Genomic DNA, 23,466 nt, shown 5'->3' with positions numbered 1-23,466 from the left:
CTGCTGATGGCTGCCAGGGTGACAGCCGGGTTCAGCCTTCGTCGAAGATCGCTACCGCGCGGGTCCACCCGGCGCTGGCGCCACGAATCTTGTGGGGAAAGCAGCTGATGGTGAAGCCGTGCGCAGGCAAGGCTTCGAGGTTGTGCAGCTTCTCCAGGTGGCAGTAACCGATATCGCGACCGGCCTTGTGGCCCTCCCAGATCAGCGCCTTGTTGCCGGTCTCGGCCACGCGCTGTGCGGTATAGGAGAAGGGTGCGTCCCAGCTCCAGGCATCGGTACCGGTCAGGCGCACACCGCGTTCGAGCAGGTACATGGTGGCTTCGTAGCCCATGCCGCAACCGGCACCGAGATAGTCGCGATGACCGTAGCGCGATCCGGCGCGGGTATTGACCACGACGATATCGAGTGGCTGCAGCACGTGGCCGATGCGCTTGAGTTCAGCGTCCACGTCGGCGGCGGTGGCCACATAGCCATCGGGGAAGTGACGGAAGTCCAGTTTCACGCCGGCCTGAAAGCACCATTCCAGCGGGACTTCATCGATGGTGATGGAGGGACGTGCGCCCCCGTTCTTGGCATCCTGCGTGGAGTGGAAATGCCAGGGTGCATCCAGGTGCGTGCCATTGTGCGTGGTCAGCGTGACCCACTCGGCAGCGGCGGCCTCGCCATCGGGATAGTCCTCGGGCTGCGTACCGGGCAGCATGGCCATGAACTCGGGCAGGGTATCGGCGTGCTTCTGGTAAGTGATCTTCGGTGCCAGGGGTGGCGGGTCGGAGAGCACGTCGTTTTCAAGGTAGATGGACAGGTCGACGAAACGATGACGCCGACGCGCTTGCGGGGATACGGTCATGCCAGGGCCTCCTGGGGTTGAACGGCGACCGCGCGTGGCAGTCGCGAGAAACAGATCGATGCACTCACGCCCAGGACCAGGGCCACCGGTCCCAGGCTGCCATAGCCCCAGCCCTGCACCAGCGTGCCGCCGAGGATGGGGCCGATGGCCGCGCCCGTCATGAGCATGGCGGGCGTGGCGGCCATGGCGCGACCGCTGCGGTCCAGCCGGGCCATGAGGCCAAAGGCAAAGGTGTGCGTGAAGATCATCACGGCAGCAAAGACCGAGGCCGCCGCGGCATAGGGCGCAAAGCGTGCCGAACTCATGATCACCACCACCAGCAGCGCCTGCACCAGCGGGCCGGCCATGAGTACGCTGCGGGCCGGCAGCCGTTTTTCCAGCAGGGCCGCCAGCGGCGCGGGCAGGAGATTGACGAAGCCCAGCGCGATGAGCACACCCGTGACCGCTTGCAGTCCGAATCCGCGATCACTGCCCACGCGCTCCAGGAAACTGAACGTCATCGATTGCACCAGACCCATGCAGGCAATGCCGGCAATGCCGTACCAGACCTGGCGTGGCACCGGCTGGCGCGGCGCAGCCACGCGGGCCGTGCCATCGGTCTCGGCACGCGGAAACGCCAAGGCGCAGGCCAGCGCCCCCACCGCCATCACGCCCGCAAACAGGTAAAACAAGGCAGCGCCCCCGAGACTGGCGATGACAGGCGGTGCACTGCCCAGGAACAGGATGGCGAACACGCCCAGCGCGATGCCGACCAGTGCAAAACCGCGATGCGGATTGCTGCCCCGCGCGATGGTGCCATGCGTGACGCTCAGGGAAAGACCGGTGGTCAGCCCGCACACCGCATGCAGCAAGGCCAGCAGCAGGTAATGTTGGGTCTGCGCGGCCAGCGCAAAGAGCGCCGCCGACAGGCCAAAGCCGATGGCCGCCTTCCAGCGCGCCGTTTCCGGATCGAAGCGCGGGGCCAGCACGGCACTGGCCAGTACCGCGCCGCCCAGGAACAGCGACGCCAGCAAGCCTGCCTGACGCGCATCGAAGTGGTAATGCGCCACCAGCGTGCCGACCCAGACGGGCAGCGCGACCAGGTCGATCATGCCGGCACAGTGGGCCAGCATCAGCGCAGCCAGGGCGCGCTTGGAATAGGTCGTGATCATCTTGTCTCCTCGCGTCGTACGCGGATTGCAGAACCGTTAATCGTTTATATTTTTTATATGCTTTATGGACGTCAGATGGGCTGGACCAGTGCCGCATGCGACTCGCGCATGATGCGGGAATGCTCTTCCTTGTCGCCGCCTTCGACCTCGATCTCGCCCAGCCGCGCCGAGTTCTCCACCACCATGCGGCAACGTTCCCAGCGGCGTTCCTCGAAGGCTGACAGGGCCAGTGGTACGCTGGTGTTGCGCGCCAGTTCGTCGGCCAGCACCAGGGCGTCTTCGATACCGATACAGGCTCCCGAAGCCAGGTGCGGCGTGGTGGCATGGACCGCATCACCGATCAACACGACACGTCCCTGGTACCACGGACGCGGCAGCAGCAGACCTTCCAGCGGACGGAAGATGATGCGGGCGTTGTCATCGAGCTGGTCACGGATGGTCTTCAGGACCGGTGCACTGAAATCTTCCAGCAGGCCGCGCAGACGCGCCACGAAGCTGGCCGGATCGAGGTGCTCGTTGACCGGGCGCGGCTCGGTCACGAAGAGGTACATCTCGTCCTTGGAAACCGGATTGACGCCGGGCTTGATGCGCGGCCCCATCCACATGGTGCAGGTGGTGATCTCTGCCGGACGTGGCAGGATGGCGCGCCATACCGCCTGGCCGCTGTAGCGCGGTTTGGGTGCGTCGGGGAAGAGCTGGGCGCGCAGCTTGGAATACAGGCCGTCGGCACCGATCACCAGATCGTAGCGACGGGTCTGGCCGTCGGTAAAGTCTACCTCGACCTCGTCATCGATCTCGCGCACGGCAGTGAAGGTGCAGCCCAGGCGCACATCGGTACCGGCTGCGCGGGTGGCATCGGCCAGGATGCGCGCCAGCACCGGACGCAGAATGGCGCCGCCGCCAGGGACATCGGGCGAGGCCAGGCGCGGCGTGGGCAGTTCGGCGATCTGCGGTCCGTGCGGCAGGCACAGGCGCACGCCGTCACCGGCCGCACCTTCGCGCAGGAAGACATCGAGTACGCCCAGTTGTTTGAGGGCACGCAGCGTGGCCGGGCCCAGGCTGATGCCGGCGCCATAGTTGCGCCACTGGGCATCCAGTTCCACCAGGTCGACCTGCGCGCCACGGCGGCGCAGATCGATGGCGGCGGACATGCCGGAAAAACCGCCGCCGATGATGAGGATGCGTTGGGCTGCGAGTGTCATGGTGTCTCCTGAATCTTGTTCTTGAAAGGGTTAAGCATCGGCGCCGGTGGCCAGGTGCAGGCCGCCGTCGTCGTCGAGGCGCAGCGCCACCGGCGTGAGCGTATCGCCCAGGCAGGGGCCGAGGGTGCAGACGCCAGTGAGCGGATCGAACAGCGCACCATGTGCGGCACAGACCACGTGCTGGCCGCTGGCGTCGAGATAGGCATCGCGCCGCCACGGTAACGGGGTGCCGTGGTGCGGGCAGCTGTCACGCCAGGCGCGGATCTGGTCGCCCCGCCGCAACAGGAAGATGGTGGCCTGCCCGGCCCCGTCGGTATCGAAACCGCGTGCACCGTCTTCGGGCAATTGCGTGACATGGCACAGGTACATGGCCGTCTCCCCGCGCGGGTCAGCGTGCGGCGCCCGGCGGCGGACCACTCGGCGCCCACTTTTCGCGGTACTGGAACAGGAACAGTTGCGAGGCATCCGCGCCCATCGGCGCTTCGCGCGCGGCCCACTGTTCATCATGCAGGTCCATGTCGGCATCGTATTCGACGTGGCAGCCCAGCGGCGAATTGAAGTACCAGAACCAGTTGCTGCCAAAGCGATGACGCCCCGGCCCCCAGAAGCTCTGGTAACCCTTCTCGACGAAACGGGTGCCGGCCAGCAGCACTTCGGTCGGACCGCCCATGTGGAAGGTGAAGTGTTCGCAGCCTTTCATGAAGGGCGGGGTCTGGATCATGAACAGGGTATGGTGGTCCTGCGTACCCGCGGGACGCAGGAAGGGACCCACGCCGGTGAAGCGGTCGGTACAGACGAAGCCCAGGCGCTGATAGAAAGCCTCGGCCTTGGCGGCGTCAGGAACGAAATACACCACATGCGACAGCGTACGCGGCAGGGCCTGCACATCGGCGGGCAGGCCCAGTTGGTTCGGTGCGCGCTGGGCATCGCCAGGACCATTGACGCGTTCGGACGGGATGGCAAGCGGGCGGCGTACGGTGACCTGGAAGGCCAGCGCGAAACCCATGTCGTCGACGCTGCGCACCACGCCATCGCGGCGGCTGACCTCGCGGTCGCGGCGCAGTTCGGTTTCGATGGCATCCAGCGTGGCGTTATCGGCCACGCCATAGACGGTCTCGCGCAGCAGGCTGGCGGTCGCCATGGGCGGCGGCAGGGTGCCATCGTCCTTGGCGCGCAGCACGATGGCGGTACCATCGAGGGCTTCGTAACGGTCATGACCGACATCCTTCAAGCCATAGTCGATCAGGTATTGGCGGCAGGCGGGCAGATCGTCCACGCCAAAGACCAGGGCATCGGGTCCAATGATGTTCATGCGGATTTCCTTGTGATTGACTCGGTGTTGTGTCGTAGCGTCGTGCGCATCAGGCCTTGGTGCGCCCGCCCAGGGTCTCGGCCACCCAGTCGGCGATGACGTGGCCGGCGTTGATGGAGTTGTCGAAACTGGCGTGCTGCGCGCCGCCTTCGCGATCGGTGAAGACCTTCAATTCGCGCTTGGGGCTGTTGACCAGTTGTTCGTAGGTGCGGTGCGCCCACTTCAGGGGAATCTGGGTGTCCTTCTCGCCGTGGGTGACCAGGAAAGGCACGCGGATCTTCTCGACCACGCCATCCAGATGCACGTCTTCGGCGATGCGCATGAAGTCGTCGATATCCTTGGCGCCCCATACCCAGCTGACGTGCTGCCAGTAATGCGGCACGGGGAAATCGCCCTCTTTTTCCAGGCGCTTTTTCTGTACATCGCGCCAGTCGTGATTGGCTCCCCACACCACGCCACAGGCAAAGCGCGGCTCCATGGCCACCACGCGCGGGCAGTAGTAGCCGCCCAGGGAGACGCCTTCACAGCCGATGCGGCTGGCATCCACATCATCACGCTGCTCCAGCCAGTCCACCACGTGACTTGCCCAGTGCTCCGCATCGAAGCGCGCGGTCATGCCATGCAGACGCAGCGCTTCGCCGGTGCCGGGCTGGTCGATCACCAGCGAGGACACGCCGCGCTCGGCCAGCCAGCCGGGCAGGCCGACCAGGTATTTCATTTCCTTGGTCGAATCCAGTCCATTGAGCTGCACCAGAATCGGGGCCGGACCTTTGACCTTGTTGGCGCGTACATACAAGCCGGAGATGACCTTGCCTTGATAGGGAATCTCGACCCGCTCGCAGTTCTCGCCGGCCAGGGTGATGCCGCGCTGGAACACCTCCAGGAAGCGCCGATACAGTTCCAGCCGACCCGGCGCGCCATGCGCCTGCAGGCGTTCGCAGGTCAGCAGGTAGCTGGCCGCACGCTTGTACTTGGCGCCTGCGGAAAGCAGCCGGCCGCGTACTTCGTCTTCGGCGGCCAGGCTGCACAGCTTTTCTGCCATGTCCGCCCAGGTGGCGCGGAAGGCAGCGGTGCCTTCGGCGTCAGGCTGTTTGGCCGCCTCCTGCAAGGGGGCGCACATGGCTTCGATTTCACCGATGCGCGCGCCCATCTCGATGGCGAGGTCGACGGAAAGATTCCAGACATAGTTCGTCGGGAAGTAACGGAACATGGTGTAACTCCTTTGATGATGAGTGATGCCCGGCGAGGCCGACGCCGGCTCAGCGCGGGCCGCCCAGCCACAGCGGCATGGCGAAGTTGATCCAGACGGCATTGCTCTTGGTCGTATTGGCGGCATACAGACCGCGCTGGTAGTTCATGTTGATGCTGTAGGTACCGGCGTTGTAGGCCACCGTGGGGCCCATGGCGAAGCTGCGGGAGCGATTGCCGGTGATATCCGCGCCGTTCTGGCGATCATCGGTGAACTGGTTCAGGTAGGAACCGGTAACGCCCACCTTCCACTTGCCGAAGTTCCAGCCGCCGATGAAGTCGGCCACATAGGCCGTGCCGGAGCGGTAGTTGGTATCGCTGTTCTTGTCATTGAAGAGCAGGCGGTTGGAGATGCCCAGGTCCAGTCCGTCCGGATCGTTGTGGCGAATCGCCAGCACCGGCTGGTAGGAGTTGTAGCCCACTGCCACGCTGGTCCGCTTGGCATCATAGGAGCCGGTCTTGAGCGCGAAGTCGAAGCCGAAGGTGACATTGGTATGTGCGGCGACATCCCAGCGCAGCAGCAAGGGCGTGAAGGTGATGTTGGACAGACCGCTGTGATTTTCGCCATGGCCGGCCACTTCGGTATGCAGCGAGACCACTGGCAGCACCAGTTGGGAATACACCTTGGCCCCCATCCATTGCACACCGTAGGAAGCCAGCAGGCGCGTGGTGGCCGAGTAGACATCCGTCTTGAAGGGGATAGGACGCTTGTTGCCGTTGTTGTCGTAGAGTCCGTCGGCACTGCTGTAGTTGAACTGCTGCACTGCGAACAGGCCCGCAATGGGCGGCAGGGCGGCAATATATTCACTGGTGGACCCGGTGGGGAATGGCGAAACACCCCCTTCGAAGGCTTGCGCGGACTGCATGCTGGCAGCACCGATCACGGCCAGGGTGGCCAGGACGGCACGATTGCCCAGCCGCCGGGCTGGTACGGTTCCTCTCTTCACTGCTGTCTCCTTGTCTCCTACCCTGCCTGGCTTGTTGTTCGCCGTCGCGGCGTCTTGTCGGGGCCAGGCTCAACAGTGGCGCAACCAATGCGCCACCAGCTTGCCGTGCCAGCCTTTTCTCGTGTCTGTCTGCGAGGCCGTGCAGCGGTTGGGTGAAGATTAAGGTTGTGGTTGATATTGATCAAATGGATTGTTTTGATTCATGATATGGACGGGATCAATACATGACCGCGCCCTGCAAGCCTTGCACAGAAGAAAGGCCGGCCCCCGACAACGGAGACTTATTCATGCGTTTCAACAAGCTCGACCTCAATCTGCTGGTCGCCCTGGACGCCTTGCTGACCGAACTCAACATCAGCCGCGCCGCCGAGAAGATCCACCTGAGCCAGTCCGCCATGAGCAATGCACTGGGGCGCCTGCGCGAGTATTTCGATGACGAGTTGCTGATCCAGGTCGGCCGCCGCATGGAAGCCACGCCCCGTGCCGAAGTGCTGCGCGACGCGGTCAACGATGTGCTGCGTCGCATCGAAGGATCGATCGCGGCCAAGCCGGCCTTCGTGCCGGCCGACTCCCATCGGGAATTCCGCATCTCGGTGTCGGACTTCAGCCTGAACGTGCTGATCCCGCGGGTGATCGCACGAGCCCACGCCGAGGGGCCGCAGATCCGCTTTGCGCTCATGCCGCAGGTGCAGGACCCGACCCGCTCGCTGGACCGGGCCGAAGTCGATCTGCTGGTATTGCCGCAAGAATTCTGTACGCCTGATCATCCTGCGGAGGAAGTGTTTCGCGAACGTCATGTCTGCGTGGTGTGGCGCCACAGTCCGCTGGCCAAGGGCAAGCTGACGCTGGAGCGCTACATGGAGGCCGGTCATGTGGTGATGGTGCCGCCGGGTGCCAATGCCTCGTCGGTGGAAGCGTGGATGGCCAACAAGCTGGGCTTTGCACGGCGGGTGGAAGTGACCAGCTTCAGTTTTGCTTCCTGCGTGGCGCTGGTGCAAGGGACCAATCGCATCGCCACCGTGCATGGCCGGCTGGCGCGCAGGCTGGCGGCGCAGCTGCCGGTGGTGTTGAAGGAGAGCCCGCTGCCGCTGGCGGAGATGCACCAGATGATGCAGTGGCACCGCTATCGCACCAATGATCCGGGCATCGAGTGGTTGCGGCAGGTGTTCCTGGAAAGTGCGAGGGAGATGGACATGGAAATGGCTTGATGAAGCAGCCTGAGCCATTTCGATAATCAGTATAAATTATTTATATCAACCAAGTTTTTTAAAAAAATACCCTGCTGCCTTTCAGCAGCAGGGTATTAGATGCAACTCACAACTAAGTACGTGCAGATCAGAAATCGACCTGCGCCGACAGCACCAGAGTGCGCCCCGATGCCGTGCCGACATAACCGTTCTGCATCAGCCAGTAATTCTTGTCGAACAGGTTTTCGATGTTGGCGCGATAGGTCACGACCTGCCCTGCCGTTCGGGTGATGTAGCGCGCACCGATATCGACGCGGGTCCATCCCGGCACCTTGAGCTTGTTCTCGTTGCTGTACCACATCGAGCCGGTACGGGTGACGCGGGTATTCAAGGCCAAGCCTTGCAGCCAGGGCGCATCCCAGTCCAGGCCGAGATTGAAATTGCTGTTGGGGATAGCGCCGACATCCTTGCCGTCATTGGTGCCATTGTCGGTGTGGTACTGCTTGGCATCGAAGAAGGTGCCGCTGGCATTGAAGCGCAGGCCACGCCGTATTTCACCATAGGCCGCCAGTTCCAGTCCGCGCACGCGGTTGCGGCCATCCTGGGTGGTGGTGCTCACGCCATTGACCAGCGTGGTGCTGGAATTGGCCTGCTCGATCTGGAATACGGCGGCGGTGGTGGTGATGCGGCCCCAGTCGACCTTGGCCCCGGTTTCCACCTGCTTGGACTTGTAGGGCGGGAAGAGCTGGTTGGGATTGCCGTCGCTGGCCGAAGTGAAACCACCGGCACTGAGCGCCGCCGTGTAGTTGGCATAGAGCGAGACGTTCTGCACCGGCTTGACGACCACACCCAGTACCGGCGAGATGGCGGTCTTGTTGGAGGTCTGGGTGGCATCGACCAGGCTGTGCGAATAGACCTGTTGACGGCGCAGGCCGACGATGAAACGCAGGCGGTCATCGGCCAGCGACAGCGTGTCGGTCAGGGCAAGGCTGGTCAGGCGTACCTGGCTTTGCGGCGTGGGCTGGCCGCGTGCACCGGTAATGGCGGCCAGCGCCACCGGGCGATACAGGTTGGAGGTGACGCTGCTGCTTTCGGAGAGGTAGAAATAATCGGTCTGCTGGTCCAGCATGTTTGCGCCCAGCATCACGGTGTGCTTGATGCCACCGGTGTTCAGGCGCGCGCGCAGGCCCACATCGGCGGAGGTGGAGACCACCTTCTGGTCGTAATAGCCATTGGAGAGAGTCCCCGTATCACCGGCTGCATTGAGGATGGTGGCGCTGGGAAAGCTCTGGTAGGAGCTGGCCTCGTGATAGCCCACGGCACCGTAGGCGGTGAGCTGGTCGTTGATGTCGTATTCCAGGCGCGTGGTCACGGCCTTGTCGTCCGATTGCAGGGTGGTGCCCGGGTAGAGGTTGGTCTTGCCCGAGGGCGCTTCCGGCATGACCAGGCTGCTGACGCTGAATTGCGGGCGGAAGTTGCGCGCGTCTTCATGCTGGGTATACGCATCCAGGCTCCAGCGCACACGGCCACCGTTGTAGTCGAGCCCGACCGAGCCCATGCTCTGCTGCTGATTGCTGCCGGACAGGCCGGTATTGCCATCGGCATAGAGGGCATTGACGCGGATGCCCCACTCCTGCTGCTCGCCGAAGCGACGTCCGAGGTCGGCCTTCACGCCGAACTGCGAATTGGAGAGATAAGTGGCCGTGACGCTGGAGACCGGATCTTCATGTGCCCGCTTGGGGATCAGGTTGACCGCCCCGCCGACCCCGCCGGCCGGCCCCATGCCATACATCAGCGTTCCCGGCCCTTTGAGTACTTCGATGCGCTCGACCATGGAAATGGGCATGCGTGTAAGCGGCACCATGCCGTAGAGTCCGTTGAAGGCCACGTCATTGGCCGACATGGTGAAACCGCGAATCTGGTAGCTGTCGCCGAAACCGCCATTGCCATTGGTGTTGCGCACCGAGGCATCGTTGGTGATGACGTCACCGATGGCGCGCGCCTGCACATCCTCGATGCCTTGCGAGGTGTAGTTGGTGGTGCTGAAGGGCGTGTCCATGACGCTGGCCGTGCCCAGCACGCCCAGGCTGCCGCCACGCGCCACCAGGCCACCGGCATAGGGCGCGGTGGGGTCGGCACTTTCGGTGATGGTGACGGTGGGCAGGACAGCATTGGCATTGCTGCCGGTGATGCCTGCGGGGGCCATCACGGTGTAGCTGCCATCGGCATTGCGGATGGCTTGCAGGGGCGTGCCGGCCAGCAGCGCGGCAAAGCCTTCGGCCACGGTATAGCGGCCGGAGAGCCCCTTGCTCTGGCGCTCGCGCGTGAGGGCCGGATCGAAGGACAGCAACACGCCGGCGCGGCGGGCGAAACTGTTGAGGCTCGGGTCCAACGGCCCGGCGGGGATGTCGTAGCTCTGGCGTTGGGTGTCGGTGGCTTGCGCCTGAACAGCCGCCATGGGGCTGGCCAAAGCGGCCAGTATCGCCAGTCGGGACAAGGTCGGACGCGAGGGGAAGCAGGTTCGGATGGTCATGGATCTCGTTGGGTGATTAGCTGAAGAGGACTTGCTCTCTGGTAAACCGAACGAGATCCAAAAACCTGCAGAAAAAAATGAAAATGATTTACGCCAATGCCTGCATCAGGTGGCATCCCGTGGTCGCAAGGTGATCCAGTAGTCCGTGAAGGAATCGACCCGCACCGGCAAGGTCCGGGCGATCGCGGCCAGGATGCGGGCGGGCTGGTCGAGCGGAAACACGCCTGAGATCGGCAGGCTGGCGACCGCAGGATCGCAGCGCAGCCTGCCAGGCAGGCTGCGCTCCAGCTCGGCCACCAGTTGGCCCAGGGGCATGTGATCGGCGATGATGACGCCTTCGATCCAGGCGCTGGCCTGCTCATTGGCCGGGGCGAGACTGCCGACCAGTCCTTGCGCATCGAACAACCCCTGTTGCCCGGCATCCACGCGTACCGCCGCGTGCTCATCATGAGCACGGAATTCCACCGCGCCCTCATAAACAGCCAGGCGCATGCCCTCCTGCGCATCACGCAACTGGAAGCGCGTGCCCAGCGCGCGCGCCTGGCCCAGTCGGGTCTGCACCAGCAAGGGCCGATAGGGGCGATCACGTTCATGTCCCGTGCTGATGAGCACTTCGCCGCGATACAGGTGCAGCAGGCGCCGCTGCTGGTCGTAATCCGCATCCACGGCGGTGGCGCTGTTGAGTTCCAGCACGGTGCCGTCGGCCAGCACCACGCGGCGCCGTTCACCGGTGCCGGTAGTGTACCCGGCCATCCACGCCTGCCATGGCGCCAGGCGCGCAGCGCTGGTGGCCAGCAGCCCGGCACCGATCGTCATGCACAGGGTCTTGAGGGCGAAGCGGCGGTTGTGGCGGGTACGGGCAGGACTGGCGCCGATGCTGCCATGGGCCAGGGTCGCGGGCAGCGTGGCGATCCGTTCGCTGAGGCACTGCAGGCGCTGCCAGGCCAGCTCGTGCTGCGGGCATTGAGCCCGCCAGCGGCGGCAGGCTTGCTGGTCGTGGTCGGTGGCGCTGCCCGATTGCAGTCTGACCATCCAGTCGATGGCGGCCATGACGATGTCCTCGCTCGGCGGGCTGATGTCAGCGGCCATACTGCAGGCGGTAACAGGCGGTGAAGGCGCGCCTCATGTATTGCTGCACCGAACTGAGCGAGACCTGCAGACGGGTCGCGATCTCGGCATAGCCCAGGCCATCTAGCTGGGACAGCAGGAAGGCACTGCGCACCTTGGGGGGGAGCGCGGCCAGCATGGCGTCGACTTCGTTGAGGGTTTCCAGCACCAGCAGTTGCGCTTCGGGCGAGGGCAGATGCTCGGGCGGCATCTGCGCAAGCATCTCCAGGAAGGCCGCTTCCAGCGCACAGCGGCGGAAATGGTCGATCATCAGGCCGCGGGCGATGGTGGCCAGCAGCGCGCGGACTTCATCGAGGCTGAAGTCGCGGCGCGCCACCATCATCTTGACGAAGGTATCCTGGGCCAGGTCGGCGGCCAGGTCGGCATTGTCGGTGCGACGGCGCAGCCACCCCAGCAGCCACCGGTGATACCCGGTGTAGATGCCAGCGATGTCTTGATGACGGGAAGATGCAAGGTCGGCCATGACCGCAAGAAAATGAATGAGAACGTGTCTCATTATAATCTTGAAATGCGCTGACGGGGCGGCCTGGTTTTTGGTCGATATGAAACAAAAAGCCCCGGCACCAGGGCCGGGGCTTGTCACAGCGGCTTCATCCGGTTCCGTCATGGAACCGGATGTGAAGCTTGTTGCTTACTTCACCACGCTCAGCAGGGTACGCTTGCCACCCTTGTAGGTGTACAGGGTCAGGGTGCCGTTGAGGATGTCGCCCTTGGAGTCGAAGGCGATTTCACCGGTCACACCCTTGTGGTGGATCTTGGCCAGGAACGGCAGGTAGACCTTGGGATCCGACGAGCCAGCCTGCTGCATGGCATCAGCCAGGGTCATCAGCGCATCGTAGGTGTACGGTGCGTAGATCACGACGTCCTGGTTGAACTTCTTCTTGTAGGCTGCCTTGAAGTCTTCCAGCGGCTTCTTGCCGGCTTCGGTCACGCCACCGGCTTCGGCGCAGACCACTTCGCTGTCCTTCAGGCCGGCACCGGCCAGGGCCGGCAGTTCGGTGGTGCAGATACCGTCACCGCCCATGAACTTGGCCGAGATACCCAGCTGGTCCATCTGGCGCAGCATCGGGCCGGCCACGGCATCCATGCCGCCGAAGAAGACCAGATCCGGCTTCTTGGACTTGACCGAGGTCAGGATGGCGTTGAAGTCGGTGGCCTTGTCGGTGGTGTACTGGGTTGCCACGATGGTGGCACCGGCAGCCATTGCGCTCTTGCGGAATTCTTCGGCCACGCCTTGACCGTAGGCGGTGCGGTCGTCGATGACGGCCACGCTCTTGCCCTTGAGCTCATTGACGGCATAGCGACCCAGCACGCCACCAAGCTGACCATCGTTGGCCACCACGCGGAAGGCGGTGTTGAAGCCCTGTTGGGTGTACTTGGGGTTGGTGGCCGACGGCGAGATCTGCGGGATGCCGGCGTCATAGTAGATCTTGGAAGCCGGGATGGTGGTGCCGGAGTTCATGTGACCGACCACGCCCTTGACCTTGGCATCGACCAGGGCCTGAGCCACGGTGGTGGCTTGCTTCGGATCGGAAGCGTCATCCTGGGCCACCAGCTGGAAGGTGACCTTCTTGCCGGCGATCATGAAACCCTTGGCGTTGAGTTCGTCCACGGCCATGCGGGCGCCGTTTTCGTTGTCCTTGCCGATGTGCGCGTTGGGACCGGTCAGGGGAGCGACGTGACCGATCTTGATGACTTCTTGTGCTTGCGCAGCCCCTGCGAATGCGAACGCTGCCACCAGTGCCGTAGCGACAGGAATCATTTTGATTTTTTGCATGAATTGCTCCTATTACTTCCAATGAAAGATTGAAAACGCAGTTCGTTGTGCCATTTGTTATGTGCACTGACCGATCCTGAGCGCCATGTGGACGGTGCCATGATCGGAAAGCGCCGCAGCGCCTCCCAGTCGCTGACCGGTTCTTGCTTGCGGACTCTGCTACTGCAAAAAACGAGCCATGCCTTGCAGCATCTCGACTCGGGCGCTTTCCGCATGGTCATCCCCGGTTAAAAAGGGACGGAGCCACAGCAGGCAAGCGGCCCGGCCAAAGCGCCAGGCCAGGCGGGGCAGCTCCTCCGATACACCGCCCCGCCGGGCAGAATACACCGTAATGGTGCGGCTGGGAGAGCGAGTTCCGTGCCAACGCGGTTGTTCATTCATATCGCACGTTTTATGCACTTTTTTGAATCGAAATGCGAAGGAGCGCACCAATAAGGGTGGGCGACCGGAAGAAAACTGCACTTGAAACTCAGGCAGACTACCCCGGAAACCTCAGTCCACGCGCAAATGATCCTGCAAAATGAGAATTTTCATTCATTTGCCGCAGATTCCGGCCTTGATGCGCTGATCGCACCCGTCAGTGAGGTGCCGCCATCAGGAACCTTCCATGGCGGCCCGTTCACGACGCGTCTTTCGCAGGCGCTGATCAGAATGCGTAACGCCCCTGCACGTACAAGGTACGCGGCGCGCCCACCAGCTTGCCAGGATTGCCGTCCACGGTACGGGTGAAGTAGCGGTGATCGGTCAGGTTGTTGATGCCGGCGGTGACATCAAGCCCCTTCCTGCCTGGCACCTTCCAGCTTGCCTGGGCATGCCAGAGGCGGAAACCCGGGATTTCCCCGAGGCTGCCGTCGGTGCTTTCGGCCAGGGTGTTGGCTTCATCGGCGAACTGTCGGCTCTGGTGCGTCGTCGACAGGCTCACACCCCATGGGCCGGACTTGAAGCGGGCGCCAAGCGTATCGGTCGTACGGGCATAGAACGGCAGGTCCTTGCCGGGGTTGCTGCCCGACTTCTGCAGGGCCCGGGTGTAGGTGTAGTTGGCAAAGACCGAGCAGCCCTGCAACGGACCTTGCTGGTCAAAGGTATAGTCCGCTGCCAGTTCGATGCCATCATGCCGGGTCTTGCCGATGTTGCGGAAGACACTGGGATTGGTTCCCTGGACGGACACGATCTGGTTGTCAAAATCGAGGTGGAACAGCGTCGCTTCGGCAGACGCCTGCGCACTCTTCCAGCGCGCGCCCGCTTCCATTGTCCTGGCCAACTCCGGAGAGAGCGGATTGGCCGAGGACATGGTGTTGAGTTGCGAATTCTGCACCACGCCGAAGGAGGTGTTGTAATTGCTGAACAAGGTCAGTTGCCCGGTCAGCAGGTAGGCCACATTGATGGAGGGCAGCGGCTTGTTGCTGCCGGTCTCGTAGGATGCCTTTTTATTCACGTCAACTCGGGTCGACCTGACGTGCTCGAAGCGCAGGCCCGGGGTGATGCGCCACTGGCCGAAGGCGATCTTGTCGTCGATATAGCCGGCGTGGGCATCGGTACTGTTACGGAACTGGGCAAATCCGCTCAGTGCGCCGGTGCGCACTGACTCGTTATAGAGGTTGTCGTCGCCACGCTCGCGGACATGGCGATAGCCGACCGTGACATCGTGCGTGACGCTGCCCCAGGCAAGGCGATGCGTATAGCGTGGCTCGATGCCCAGGGTTTCGTAGTTGCGCGGTTGATGCGAGAGCTGCACCCGGGCGGCATTGATCAAGGTACTTTGGCGGGTGGCCTGGTTGAAATAGCTACGGATCTCGAACTCCTGATGGTCCGATATCGTGTTGAGGTAACCCAGGTCGAAGCCTTTTCGGGTGCCGCTCCAGTTGTCGCGCGGGCGTGTGTTCTGGAACGGATCGGCGGCGTACTGCGCCGTGGTCAGCCCGCCCGGCGTGCGACTCATCACGTCGTAGTAGTTGAGCTTGGCGTAGAGTTCGGCGCTCGGCGAGAGGGCGTAACGCATCTTCAGCGCAAAATCATTGAGGTGCTCGTCACTCTTGTCGCGCCATCCGCGGCCATCCTGCCCCGAGTAAAGAAAGGCCATGCCGATGCCGTTGTCGTTCTGGCCGCCGGCGAAGGCCGTGGTCTGCGTATTGCCCCCACCCTGACCGTAACTGTTGTAACGCACCGAGGCATCGCCGGAGATGCCAGTGGTTGCCGGGATGGAGCGCGTCTTGAAGTTGATGACGCCACCCACGTTCTGCGGCCCGAAGCGCACGGCCCCGCCACCGCGGACGATGTCGATGGATTCGATGTTGTTCAGACTCAGTGGTGCGAAGGACAGTTGCGGCTGTCCATAGGGCGCGACCGCCATCGGAATGCCGTCCAGCAGGATGGTGGAGCGCGGCGAGAAGCGCCCGGTCAGTCCCCGCACGCCAATGTTGAGGGCGATGGCGCTGCCTGCCGTGCCGGCGTTGTCGCTGGACTGCACGCCGGGGATGCGGCGCATCACATCGCCGATGCTGACGGCGCCCGTGCTGTCGATCTCCTGCTTCTTGACCACGGTGCGCGCCCCCGGATAGGTCTTCACGCTGCTCTCCAGACCGGTGCCGAGCCAGTCGCCACTGACCTGGATGGGCTCCAGGCCGGACTGCACCTGGGCCGCGGCCGGCTGCTGTGCCAGGCTTGCCAGTGGCCAGCCGAGCATGGCCAGCGAGACGAGGGTTGAGGTGGCGATGCGTAGATCGTGCGCAAAAAGCAAAGTGGCCTGACTAGTCTTCATAACATTTCGGTCCAATAAAAATATTGGCGAACCTCCGCCGTTTATTTCTTGTTTCTTGTTGAAAAAGGGAATCTTTCGGGCAGACACCCGAAAGGAGGCGGAATAGTAATGATTCGTATTAAGTCGTGCGCATTTTTCGGGGCGTTTGATAATTATTCTGATTAAGCCTCGAATTTCTTTGAGCTCCGGAGCGCCCTGCGGCAGCGGAAAACGTCCGGCATGGCCATTGTCCGCGATCAAAAATCCTGACAAACGCCTAAAACATAACCCCTTGATTTTATTAGATATATCACCTCAGACGATCAAAAATAATGACATAAGGCGCTCATAAATAATGTCACTGGTTTAGCGCGCGATCAAAAATAATGACAGTGGTGCAATGTCAACTTGACAATTCTCTGATCAGCATATCCCCAGGTAACGACTTCGCAACTTTCCAGCGACTTTCATGCGCGCTGAGAGCAGGCAGTAAAGGCCGGACCACAAGTTAGCTATATAGCTATGAACATCGCCACGGGCACGGCTTTTATCTAGCGCAGAAATATTTTCTAAAATGCACACAGTTGTGCGTGGAAATTGCACTTATCCATGGACTATTCTCAAAAAGAGTCCATGAGCGTACTTGATCTCAGCGTAGGAAGGCCCTGTGTATATACCCCAATATTTATTTGGAGCAATATTTGGTGAAGGAGTGCGCCGGGGCCGGTATGGAGTCAGTTTGTTTGCGAGGACGTTACTGCGATATTTCGGGCGTAGCTGTTAAATGGGCTAGCTATTTAGCCCAACGCAGCTGCCTTCGGCAGTAGCACCAGTAGCAGCGTTACTCTCGCTTTCCCCGTTACTTTCTCCAAGGAGTCAAGGATGGGAGTTGCTCGCAAAGTCGTACACCGCTCGACACATCGTATGGTTGGCGCGATTCCATGCCTGGGGAAAAATGCAAAGTTAGTGGAGTGGGAATCGCATTTAGAGCGTGACGCGATCGACATACTCCGATTTCATCCTGATGTGACTTACATCGACAGCCAAGTTCTTTGGTTGGAGTACCTCGATCAAAACGATCAAGTTCATAAACATTGTCCCGATCTGTACGTTATCTATAAAGACAAGCCACTTTGGATCGAAGTCAAACTTCAAAAATTTGTGGATGAATTTCAGGAGCGAACGCGCTTACTTACTGAGATTGTCCGTCTCAAAGGCGAGAACTATTCTGTGATGGATGAGACTGTCATCCGCATTGAGCCTCGCCTCAGCAACATCCAACTTCTGCTCCGATACCAATTGCTGCAGCCTTCCGCAGTAATCAAAAACAAAACAGAAGCACTCTTTGTTTCCGGATTTTCAGCATCAATCGAGACCCTCATTGAAGTCCATGGATTCGACCTTCTGACGCTCTATTCCCTTCTTTGCCACCACCACTTGCGTACGGATCTTCACACACCGATCACACGAAAATCAATTGTTTCTCGCTTTGTTTCAGGCCAGGAGATTCTTTCAGATGAAGAAATTCTCAATTAGTCCGGGACTCTTAGTACTTCGCAAAAATGTCCAATATGAGATGCGAAGATTGGTCAATGGTGAAAAACTGATTTTTGAGTCGCTGGTCGATGGGGATGTTTGGAATATCGAGAAAAGTGAGTTTCTTCGCCTATGGAGTGAGGGAGAAATCCAACTTGTATCCGCTGCAGTATCGAGGCAAGAAATCAAGGAGACTGAAGGATTGGGCTTGCAAGACTTGGATTGCTTTGGCTCCAAGCAAAAAGAAAAGGCGCTTCAGCGCAGTGAGTACATCGCAGAGGTTCAAAAAATACCAGGTTCTTCTTTTGAATCGCTCACCAAGGCCATAGAACAAGTTGCTTTACGTCGCAAAGAAAGCCCACCGTCGCTTCGGAGTGTATATAGATGGATCAAGGAATATAAACGCAATGACTGCGATGTGGTGTCTCTCGTTGATCGCTTGGCTAATCGTGGACGCCCTCCCACCTCTGGGATAGTTCAAACGCTTCTGGATGAATCTATAAAATCCGTCTATCTCACTCTAGAGCGCCGCCCGGCCACAGATGTCTTCGATGATCTAGATTCGAAGATTTCGCAGAGAAACAAATCACCAGGGAACGAGCCGCTGGTCTGTCCCAGTATCGCGACAATTAGACGCTACATTGACACGTTAAATGCTTATGAAGTTTGCGTCGCACGTTATGGAAAAAAGGAAGCGACTAGACAGTTCAGGTCCGTACGCAACACAAATTCCATTAAGCGAATTCTCGAGGAAGTGCAGATTGACCACGGCCTAGCAAACTTATTTGTCATCGATGACGAACTGATGCTTCCATTAGGAAGACCAACTATTACTGCAGCTCGCGATACCGCATCCAGGATGCCTTTCGGCCTATTCATCTCCTTTGTTCCCCCATCACTTTACTCGGTGTTCTCCTGTCTTAGGGACGGCATACTTTACAAAGATAAAATCATTAATGCGTTGCCGAGCATAGAAGGTGATTGGCCGGTTTTTGGTCTTCCCGTATCAATCAAGCTAGATAACGGCCCTGAATTTCATAGTGCCGAATTACTCTCCGTCGCGCAGGAATTCGGAATATCCATCACGTGGTGTCCTCGTCACCAGCCTTGGTTCAAGGGCGGGATAGAGCGTTACATCAAAGAACAAAATGCCGGCCTTCTCGAAAAACTCCCAGGGACAACTTTTTCCAACCTCATAGCGCGTGGAGACTACGACCCCGAAAAACATGCAGTTATTCGCTACAGCATCTTTTTGGAGCTGGTCTACAAATGGTTGATTGACGTCTATATGCGCACCCCAAGCCGGGACTATACGCGTCCGATAGACCTATGGAATGACGGTATCAAAGAAACTCCAGTTTTCTTACCAGAGAGTGTGGCTCATCTTTCTGTTGCATTTGGCCGTTCAGAAACTCGTACGCTGCGTCATGATGGCATACGTCTTCACAACCTAATTTATAACTCCGCAGAGATGGATGAACTAAGGGAGAAGTATGGAGCCGTCCAAACGGTAACGTACAAATACCAGCCAGCAGATATAGGTAGCATCTTCGTCCAACACCCCAATAAAAAACGCTACATTGAAGTACCTTGTATTGCCCCTGACTATGCTAAAGGCCTCTCGAAGTGGCAACACGATCTAATCCGGAAAATAGCAAAAGAACGCCTGAAATCCCGCATCGACATTGATGCGTTACGCAGAGCAAAGGCGTACTTGCGAGAGTTGGTTGCAGCAGAAATCAAGCGAAAACCTTCTGCGGCGCGCAAAGCGGTCGCGAAGATGGGAGAATTCGGCTCTGACACTGCCTTGGCCGGCGCCACTCCATCCGTCACTCAATGGCTGGCACCTACTACTAGCTTGCATGCGCAAGTTGACCAGGTTATTCAACAGGCTAAAGCTACAAGCAAGATGCCGGCAGAGATACCCAAATTTGGTACCGTCTTGAGCAAAAAGGAGAGCTTATGAGTGCTGAGCTCTTCTCTGATCCAGAAAAAATGGAGGCGCCTTGGGGCACGCGTGCCGCAGTAGATAGGGAAAATTCGTTACACCTAGCCCCGGAGGCAAAGGTCGCTGCTGTGCGACGAATCCGCGTTCTGCATCCGGCGTACGACAACGCCATTCAGTTTGTCCAACGTACATTCGACAAATTCGGGCGCTTTGAAGATCCAGGTGGCGGCAGAATTATCGCCCAGTCTGGCGGCGGGAAAAGCGCTGTCGTTCAGCACATGGTTGAAAAGTATCCCAAAATTGACACCCCTGAGCGTTTGATAGTCCCAGTCTTGGCGATTTCGGTCTCAAGCGCCCCCCGTATTGGATCGATACTTGATTCGATACTCGCTGAATGTTCCTTTTTTCTTACGAATTCAAAATTGCGAGCTACCGAAGATCTCAAGATCCCGGGCAAGGTGGATAGTGTGATTGAGGCTTTCGCGCGCTGCCAGGTCCGCCTTCTGATGGTAGACGAATTCAGTCACGTTGGAGAGCGCAGACAGGGGCCGATGTCCAAGGAAATAACGAACACAATGAAGCTGATTTACTCAGCGACGAAAGTTGGGCAAATATTTCTCGGGGAAGAAAATGCCAACCTGCCTTTCGAACAAAATGGGCAGCTGAGGACAAGGCTACCGGGAATGATCTCTCTCCATATGTTCGAATATGGCACGGAATTCCTAGGCGTGCTTCAGAGCTTCGATGAGCAACTTCCGATGCGCTATCAGGCAGGCTTAGCGGCACCCGATATTTCGTTTGCCCTCCATGTTGCAAGTGGTGGGCAAATGAGAACCTTGGTGAAAATTCTGTCCGAAGCCGTTTATATCGCCGCAAGTGGCAACGATGACAAAATCTCACACAAACATTTGAAGATTGCGTACGACTATGTGACTGGGGGCGATCCCAAGCTACACAATCCTTTCTCGGCCATCGGCAAATGATCTGGGGACAGGCATGCACGCGCTTGCTCATTCGCGGACAGCCGTCTGCAGAGGAAAGCCTCCTGGGCTTTCTAATTCGTCTAACAGAGCTCAATAATTTCGTAAGCCCTGAACGACTCTATCGCCTTATCCAGGGTTCATCCCCAACATATCCATCGCGACGTGATCTATTGAAGTTCGCGCACGTCGCAGGATGTGCTTTCAGTGACCTAGATATCCGCCACTATCGTCACACGCTGGCCGACAATTGCAAAGGAAGCTTCAATTACTTTGGTCATTCACTCTCGCGTGAATGCTTCCTCACATTCTTTTATCCGCGAATATGCCCAGAATGCCTCCGTGAAGCTGAAATAGCCCTCGCAATCTGGGATCTCACCCTCGTCACGTCTTGCCATCATCATCTGATTCGACTCGTTGACACTTGTGGTTCATGTGGAAAACGACTTTCTTGGAAAAGAAATCGCATTTGTTATTGCAATTGCGGCTTTGACCTTCGACATTCACCACGCAGTAGCTCCGGTGGATTTCCAGCATTCTTTTCTCAGCACATCAGCAGAAAGCTGGCGTTACGCTCACCGCCGTCAAGTCTGCCAGTACCCGATATCTACCCAGACTTCTGGTCTCTCTCATTGAACGCCCAGTTCGCGCTCGTTTGGCTGCTTGGTAGGCTGGTGCCGAATCACACACAGCTCAAGAACGGACATGGGCGAGCAAAACTGGGGGTTGGATCTGCAACATCGGTGCTCGAGGCAGCGGCCTCCACCATGGCGCGCTGGGGATCGCCAATAAGCATTGACAGCTACGAAACGCCCTCCGACCTCGATTGCCTGCGAAAAATCAGGCGTTACATTCAAGACGAATTCTCTTCCTCTGATCTGCTAACGCTTAGCCGTCAGCTGGAACGAGAATACGGTCGGACAGCTCTTAGGTTTGTCCCTCTGGACGATCTATCAGGAATTCAGTTGACCTTAGATTTTTGACTTCGCGAGTTAAGCCGATGCCCCTCGATCCCGTTGATGTCTCAGCACCAGTTGGAAAAGGATATTTGCCACCACGACTGAGACTATATGGCTGCCCACTGCCTTTGGCTGACGAATCACTGTCCTCGTGGCTTATGCGCGTTGGCGCCAATTACATTCTTCCTGTGAAGGAAGTCATTGGATATTGTTTTGGCAGCGGTCTCTCTCGACTATTCAGCGCTGATCCAGATATAGTCATCATTGAGCGGATTCGGTATATCCAAAAGTCACAAATATAAGAAAGAGCGTATCCCCCACGTTCAGTCCTGATGGAAAGAAACGTAGACCCAAAACAAAATATAGATATGAAAGGACAACTCCATATCCGACTAGCACAGCAGGAATTGTCCTGCGTATCAACTCAACCCGAGTGGAAAACGTCTTTGCTCTCGCTTCTTCTGCTTGTGCAAGATCCTTGATTTCCGTTGACGTCAGATTTTTCCCTTCCTGCTGGCTTTCTTCCTTACTCATCCTACCCCCAGATTTTTGTAGCTGATCCTACAATTTTTTCGAAACCGAAACTCATAGCGTCAATGGACCGCCCCGCGGAACGATATTCTGCCTGCCCAAAAGCAATCTTGTTAGACCTTATCTCTTCAACGATACGGAGATAACGAGCGGTCCCACCATGCAGAGATGAGGCCTCTCGACCTGGTCAATGACTCAGATGTGCCGTCAACTTGAATATACTGACCATCTTCGCCAGATGGCTAGCTTGCTGCTTCTGCAATTTATTTCCGAATAAAATGATTACAGCCTGCTGGAAGCAGGTTATTCGATTGACTATTTCGAGTGGAGAAAAAAATGAGCGAACCGAAGCGACTTTCTGTCTTTTACTCATGGCAGAGCGACCTACCTGACTCGTCGAACAGGTCCTTGATACGGCAAGCACTAAGAGCGGCAGCGTCGTCCGTCGAGCGACAAGAAGAAAACTTGATCGTTGACATTGACGAAGCAACCCGCTCAGTTTCAGGAAGCCCGAACATTCCCACTACGATCTTGGCAAAGATTGCGAGTGCTGATGCTTTCGTATGTGACATCACAACCATCAATTCAGACCAATCCGGGAAGAAAACACCTAACCCGAATGTGGTTTTTGAGTTGGGTTACGCTATTGCGAATGTCGGATGGCAGAGAACCATCCTCCTTTTTAATGATGCGTTTGGAAAATTTCCAGCTGACCTTCCATTCGATTTTGACCGTCATAGGGCCACAAAGTATTCATCGCCGAACCCATCATCGAAGAAGCATCTGAACGATCTGGCAGCGGTTCTAGCAACAGCACTTGGTTCGATTGTCAAAAATGATCCAGAAAAACCAAATAGTGTTGAGACGCCGGAGCAACGAAAGCGGAATCATGATGTCAGCAACATAAATTGGGTAATGAGTAGCCTTCATCTTCCAACCCTCGATCAGCACGTTCAAGAATGCCCGCACATGCTGTCTGATAGGGTTTTGTATTTTTGGGAAGGGTTTAACGGTGTCATGAGCAACAGCCTGTTTCATCTTTACGATCAAAACTTGCTCAATCTCTTTCGTCACTACCACGAAAGTTTTCATGAAACGGTTCGTCATGCAGAGGAATATCACCCCAACCATGACAATAGCGCATATATTTTCACAAATACGGGCGATCTTCCCTTGCCTGCTCGTAGAGAGGCCGTTTGGAATTTGATCAGAAATGCAGCTCAGGAGATGCAAAAGACGATGCCGAAAATCCTTTCGACAATTAGGGATGACTATCTCGAAGTTTCTGTCGACGAAAACAATAAGGCCGCATGGCGGGACTACGTTCAATTCAAGAAGGAGCAAGCTCAAGCTCTTGAGGATGATCAATCCCACTAAGCAGGCACTTGTCGTTCTACGCAGGCAAGTTGTCGCGTCAGGTGCTGGATGGCGTCTCCTGTCAGC

The 23,466-nt window shown here is 58.5% G+C and carries 19 protein-coding genes; 6 read left to right on the top strand and 13 right to left on the bottom strand.

The features are described 5' to 3' along the window. Positions 1-31: 31 nt before the first annotated feature. The 7 genes from HNO82_RS03490 to HNO82_RS03460 all read right to left on the bottom strand — a co-directional run bounded on the left by HNO82_RS03490 (position 32) and on the right by HNO82_RS03460 (position 6,626). Complete coding sequence (locus tag HNO82_RS03490; RefSeq protein ID WP_175342762.1) at positions 32-847, bottom strand: cyclase family protein; 816 nt, start codon at positions 845-847, stop codon at positions 32-34. Next, a complete protein-coding gene (locus HNO82_RS03485; RefSeq protein ID WP_175342761.1) occupies positions 844-1,998 on the bottom strand; it encodes an MFS transporter in 1,155 nt (384 codons plus the stop codon). Before HNO82_RS03485 ends, HNO82_RS03490 begins: the two co-directional genes overlap by 4 nt. A 71-nt stretch (positions 1,999-2,069) precedes the next feature. Then, positions 2,070-3,200 carry an FAD-dependent oxidoreductase gene (locus HNO82_RS03480; protein ID WP_175342760.1) on the bottom strand — a complete coding sequence of 377 codons (1,131 nt, stop codon included), beginning with the start codon at positions 3,198-3,200 and terminating at the stop codon, positions 2,070-2,072. Positions 3,201-3,230: 30 nt separating this feature from the next. Then, positions 3,231-3,569, bottom strand: a complete 339-nt coding sequence (locus HNO82_RS03475; protein ID WP_008326003.1) for a Rieske (2Fe-2S) protein — start codon at positions 3,567-3,569, stop codon at positions 3,231-3,233. A gap of 19 nt (positions 3,570-3,588) precedes the next feature. Then, entirely contained in the window at positions 3,589-4,512 is a 924-nt protein-coding gene (locus HNO82_RS03470) for a VOC family protein (RefSeq protein ID WP_175342759.1), read from the bottom strand. Between the two features lie 49 nt (positions 4,513-4,561). Continuing rightward, the gene (locus HNO82_RS03465) at positions 4,562-5,722 is read right to left on the bottom strand and encodes an alpha/beta hydrolase family protein (RefSeq protein ID WP_008326001.1); all 1,161 of its coding nucleotides are present in this window, start codon (positions 5,720-5,722) and stop codon (positions 4,562-4,564) included. 49 nt (positions 5,723-5,771) lie between these two features. Then, the gene (locus tag HNO82_RS03460) at positions 5,772-6,626 is read right to left on the bottom strand and encodes a SphA family protein (protein WP_050978060.1); all 855 of its coding nucleotides are present in this window, start codon (positions 6,624-6,626) and stop codon (positions 5,772-5,774) included. 368 nt (positions 6,627-6,994) lie between these two features. Between HNO82_RS03460 and HNO82_RS03455 the strand changes: the two genes are divergently transcribed. Then, entirely contained in the window at positions 6,995-7,915 is a 921-nt protein-coding gene (locus tag HNO82_RS03455; RefSeq protein ID WP_008325999.1) for a LysR family transcriptional regulator, read from the top strand. Between the two features lie 127 nt (positions 7,916-8,042). Here the strand turns inward: HNO82_RS03455 and HNO82_RS03450 are convergent, their stop codons facing one another. From HNO82_RS03450 to HNO82_RS03430, 5 genes are all read right to left on the bottom strand, one after another. After that, a complete protein-coding gene (locus HNO82_RS03450) occupies positions 8,043-10,427 on the bottom strand; it encodes a TonB-dependent receptor (RefSeq protein WP_175342758.1) in 2,385 nt (794 codons plus the stop codon). Positions 10,428-10,532: 105 nt separating this feature from the next. Beyond that, positions 10,533-11,516 carry a FecR domain-containing protein gene (locus HNO82_RS03445; protein WP_008325996.1) on the bottom strand — a complete coding sequence of 328 codons (984 nt, stop codon included), beginning with the start codon at positions 11,514-11,516 and terminating at the stop codon, positions 10,533-10,535. Continuing rightward, positions 11,506-12,018, bottom strand: coding sequence for a sigma-70 family RNA polymerase sigma factor (locus HNO82_RS03440; protein WP_175342825.1), 513 nt, complete (start codon positions 12,016-12,018; stop codon positions 11,506-11,508). Before HNO82_RS03440 ends, HNO82_RS03445 begins: the two co-directional genes overlap by 11 nt. Positions 12,019-12,186: 168 nt before the next feature. Continuing rightward, a complete protein-coding gene (locus tag HNO82_RS03435) occupies positions 12,187-13,332 on the bottom strand; it encodes a branched-chain amino acid ABC transporter substrate-binding protein (RefSeq protein ID WP_008325990.1) in 1,146 nt (381 codons plus the stop codon). Between the two features lie 646 nt (positions 13,333-13,978). Next, positions 13,979-16,090, bottom strand: a complete 2,112-nt coding sequence (locus HNO82_RS03430) for a TonB-dependent receptor family protein (protein ID WP_175342757.1) — start codon at positions 16,088-16,090, stop codon at positions 13,979-13,981. Between the two features lie 861 nt (positions 16,091-16,951). Here HNO82_RS03430 and HNO82_RS03425 point away from each other — a divergent pair. From HNO82_RS03425 to HNO82_RS22440, 4 genes are read left to right on the top strand one after another with little or no spacing between them, the layout of a single operon-like run. Next, positions 16,952-17,605: a TnsA endonuclease N-terminal domain-containing protein gene (locus HNO82_RS03425; protein ID WP_175342756.1), complete on the top strand. Its 654-nt coding sequence runs from the start codon at positions 16,952-16,954 to the stop codon at positions 17,603-17,605. Beyond that, positions 17,586-19,571: a TnsB C-terminal domain-containing protein gene (locus HNO82_RS03420; RefSeq protein WP_175342755.1), complete on the top strand. Its 1,986-nt coding sequence runs from the start codon at positions 17,586-17,588 to the stop codon at positions 19,569-19,571. The genes HNO82_RS03425 and HNO82_RS03420 overlap by 20 nt, the downstream gene beginning before the upstream one ends. Beyond that, on the top strand, positions 19,568-20,536 hold the full coding sequence (locus tag HNO82_RS03415) for a TniB family NTP-binding protein (protein WP_175342754.1): 969 nt from the start codon (positions 19,568-19,570) through the stop codon (positions 20,534-20,536). The genes HNO82_RS03420 and HNO82_RS03415 overlap by 4 nt, the downstream gene beginning before the upstream one ends. Further along, positions 20,533-21,516 carry a TniQ family protein gene (locus tag HNO82_RS22440; protein WP_175342753.1) on the top strand — a complete coding sequence of 328 codons (984 nt, stop codon included), beginning with the start codon at positions 20,533-20,535 and terminating at the stop codon, positions 21,514-21,516. The genes HNO82_RS03415 and HNO82_RS22440 overlap by 4 nt, the downstream gene beginning before the upstream one ends. 237 nt (positions 21,517-21,753) lie before the next feature. Here HNO82_RS22440 and HNO82_RS03405 read toward each other — a convergent pair whose 3' ends face one another. Continuing rightward, a complete protein-coding gene (locus tag HNO82_RS03405; protein WP_175342752.1) occupies positions 21,754-22,026 on the bottom strand; it encodes a hypothetical protein in 273 nt (90 codons plus the stop codon). 333 nt (positions 22,027-22,359) lie between these two features. Here HNO82_RS03405 and HNO82_RS03400 point away from each other — a divergent pair, with 333 nt between their 5' ends. After that, positions 22,360-23,400 carry a TIR domain-containing protein gene (locus tag HNO82_RS03400; RefSeq protein ID WP_175342751.1) on the top strand — a complete coding sequence of 347 codons (1,041 nt, stop codon included), beginning with the start codon at positions 22,360-22,362 and terminating at the stop codon, positions 23,398-23,400. Positions 23,401-23,466 lie beyond the last annotated feature (66 nt).

The organism is Herbaspirillum sp. C9C3 (genome assembly GCF_013359625.1).
Classification (GTDB): Bacteria; Pseudomonadota; Gammaproteobacteria; order Burkholderiales; family Burkholderiaceae_D; genus Herbaspirillum.
The sequence above is the reverse complement of the archived record's forward strand: the minus strand, read 5'-3'. Positions and strand labels throughout refer to the sequence as shown.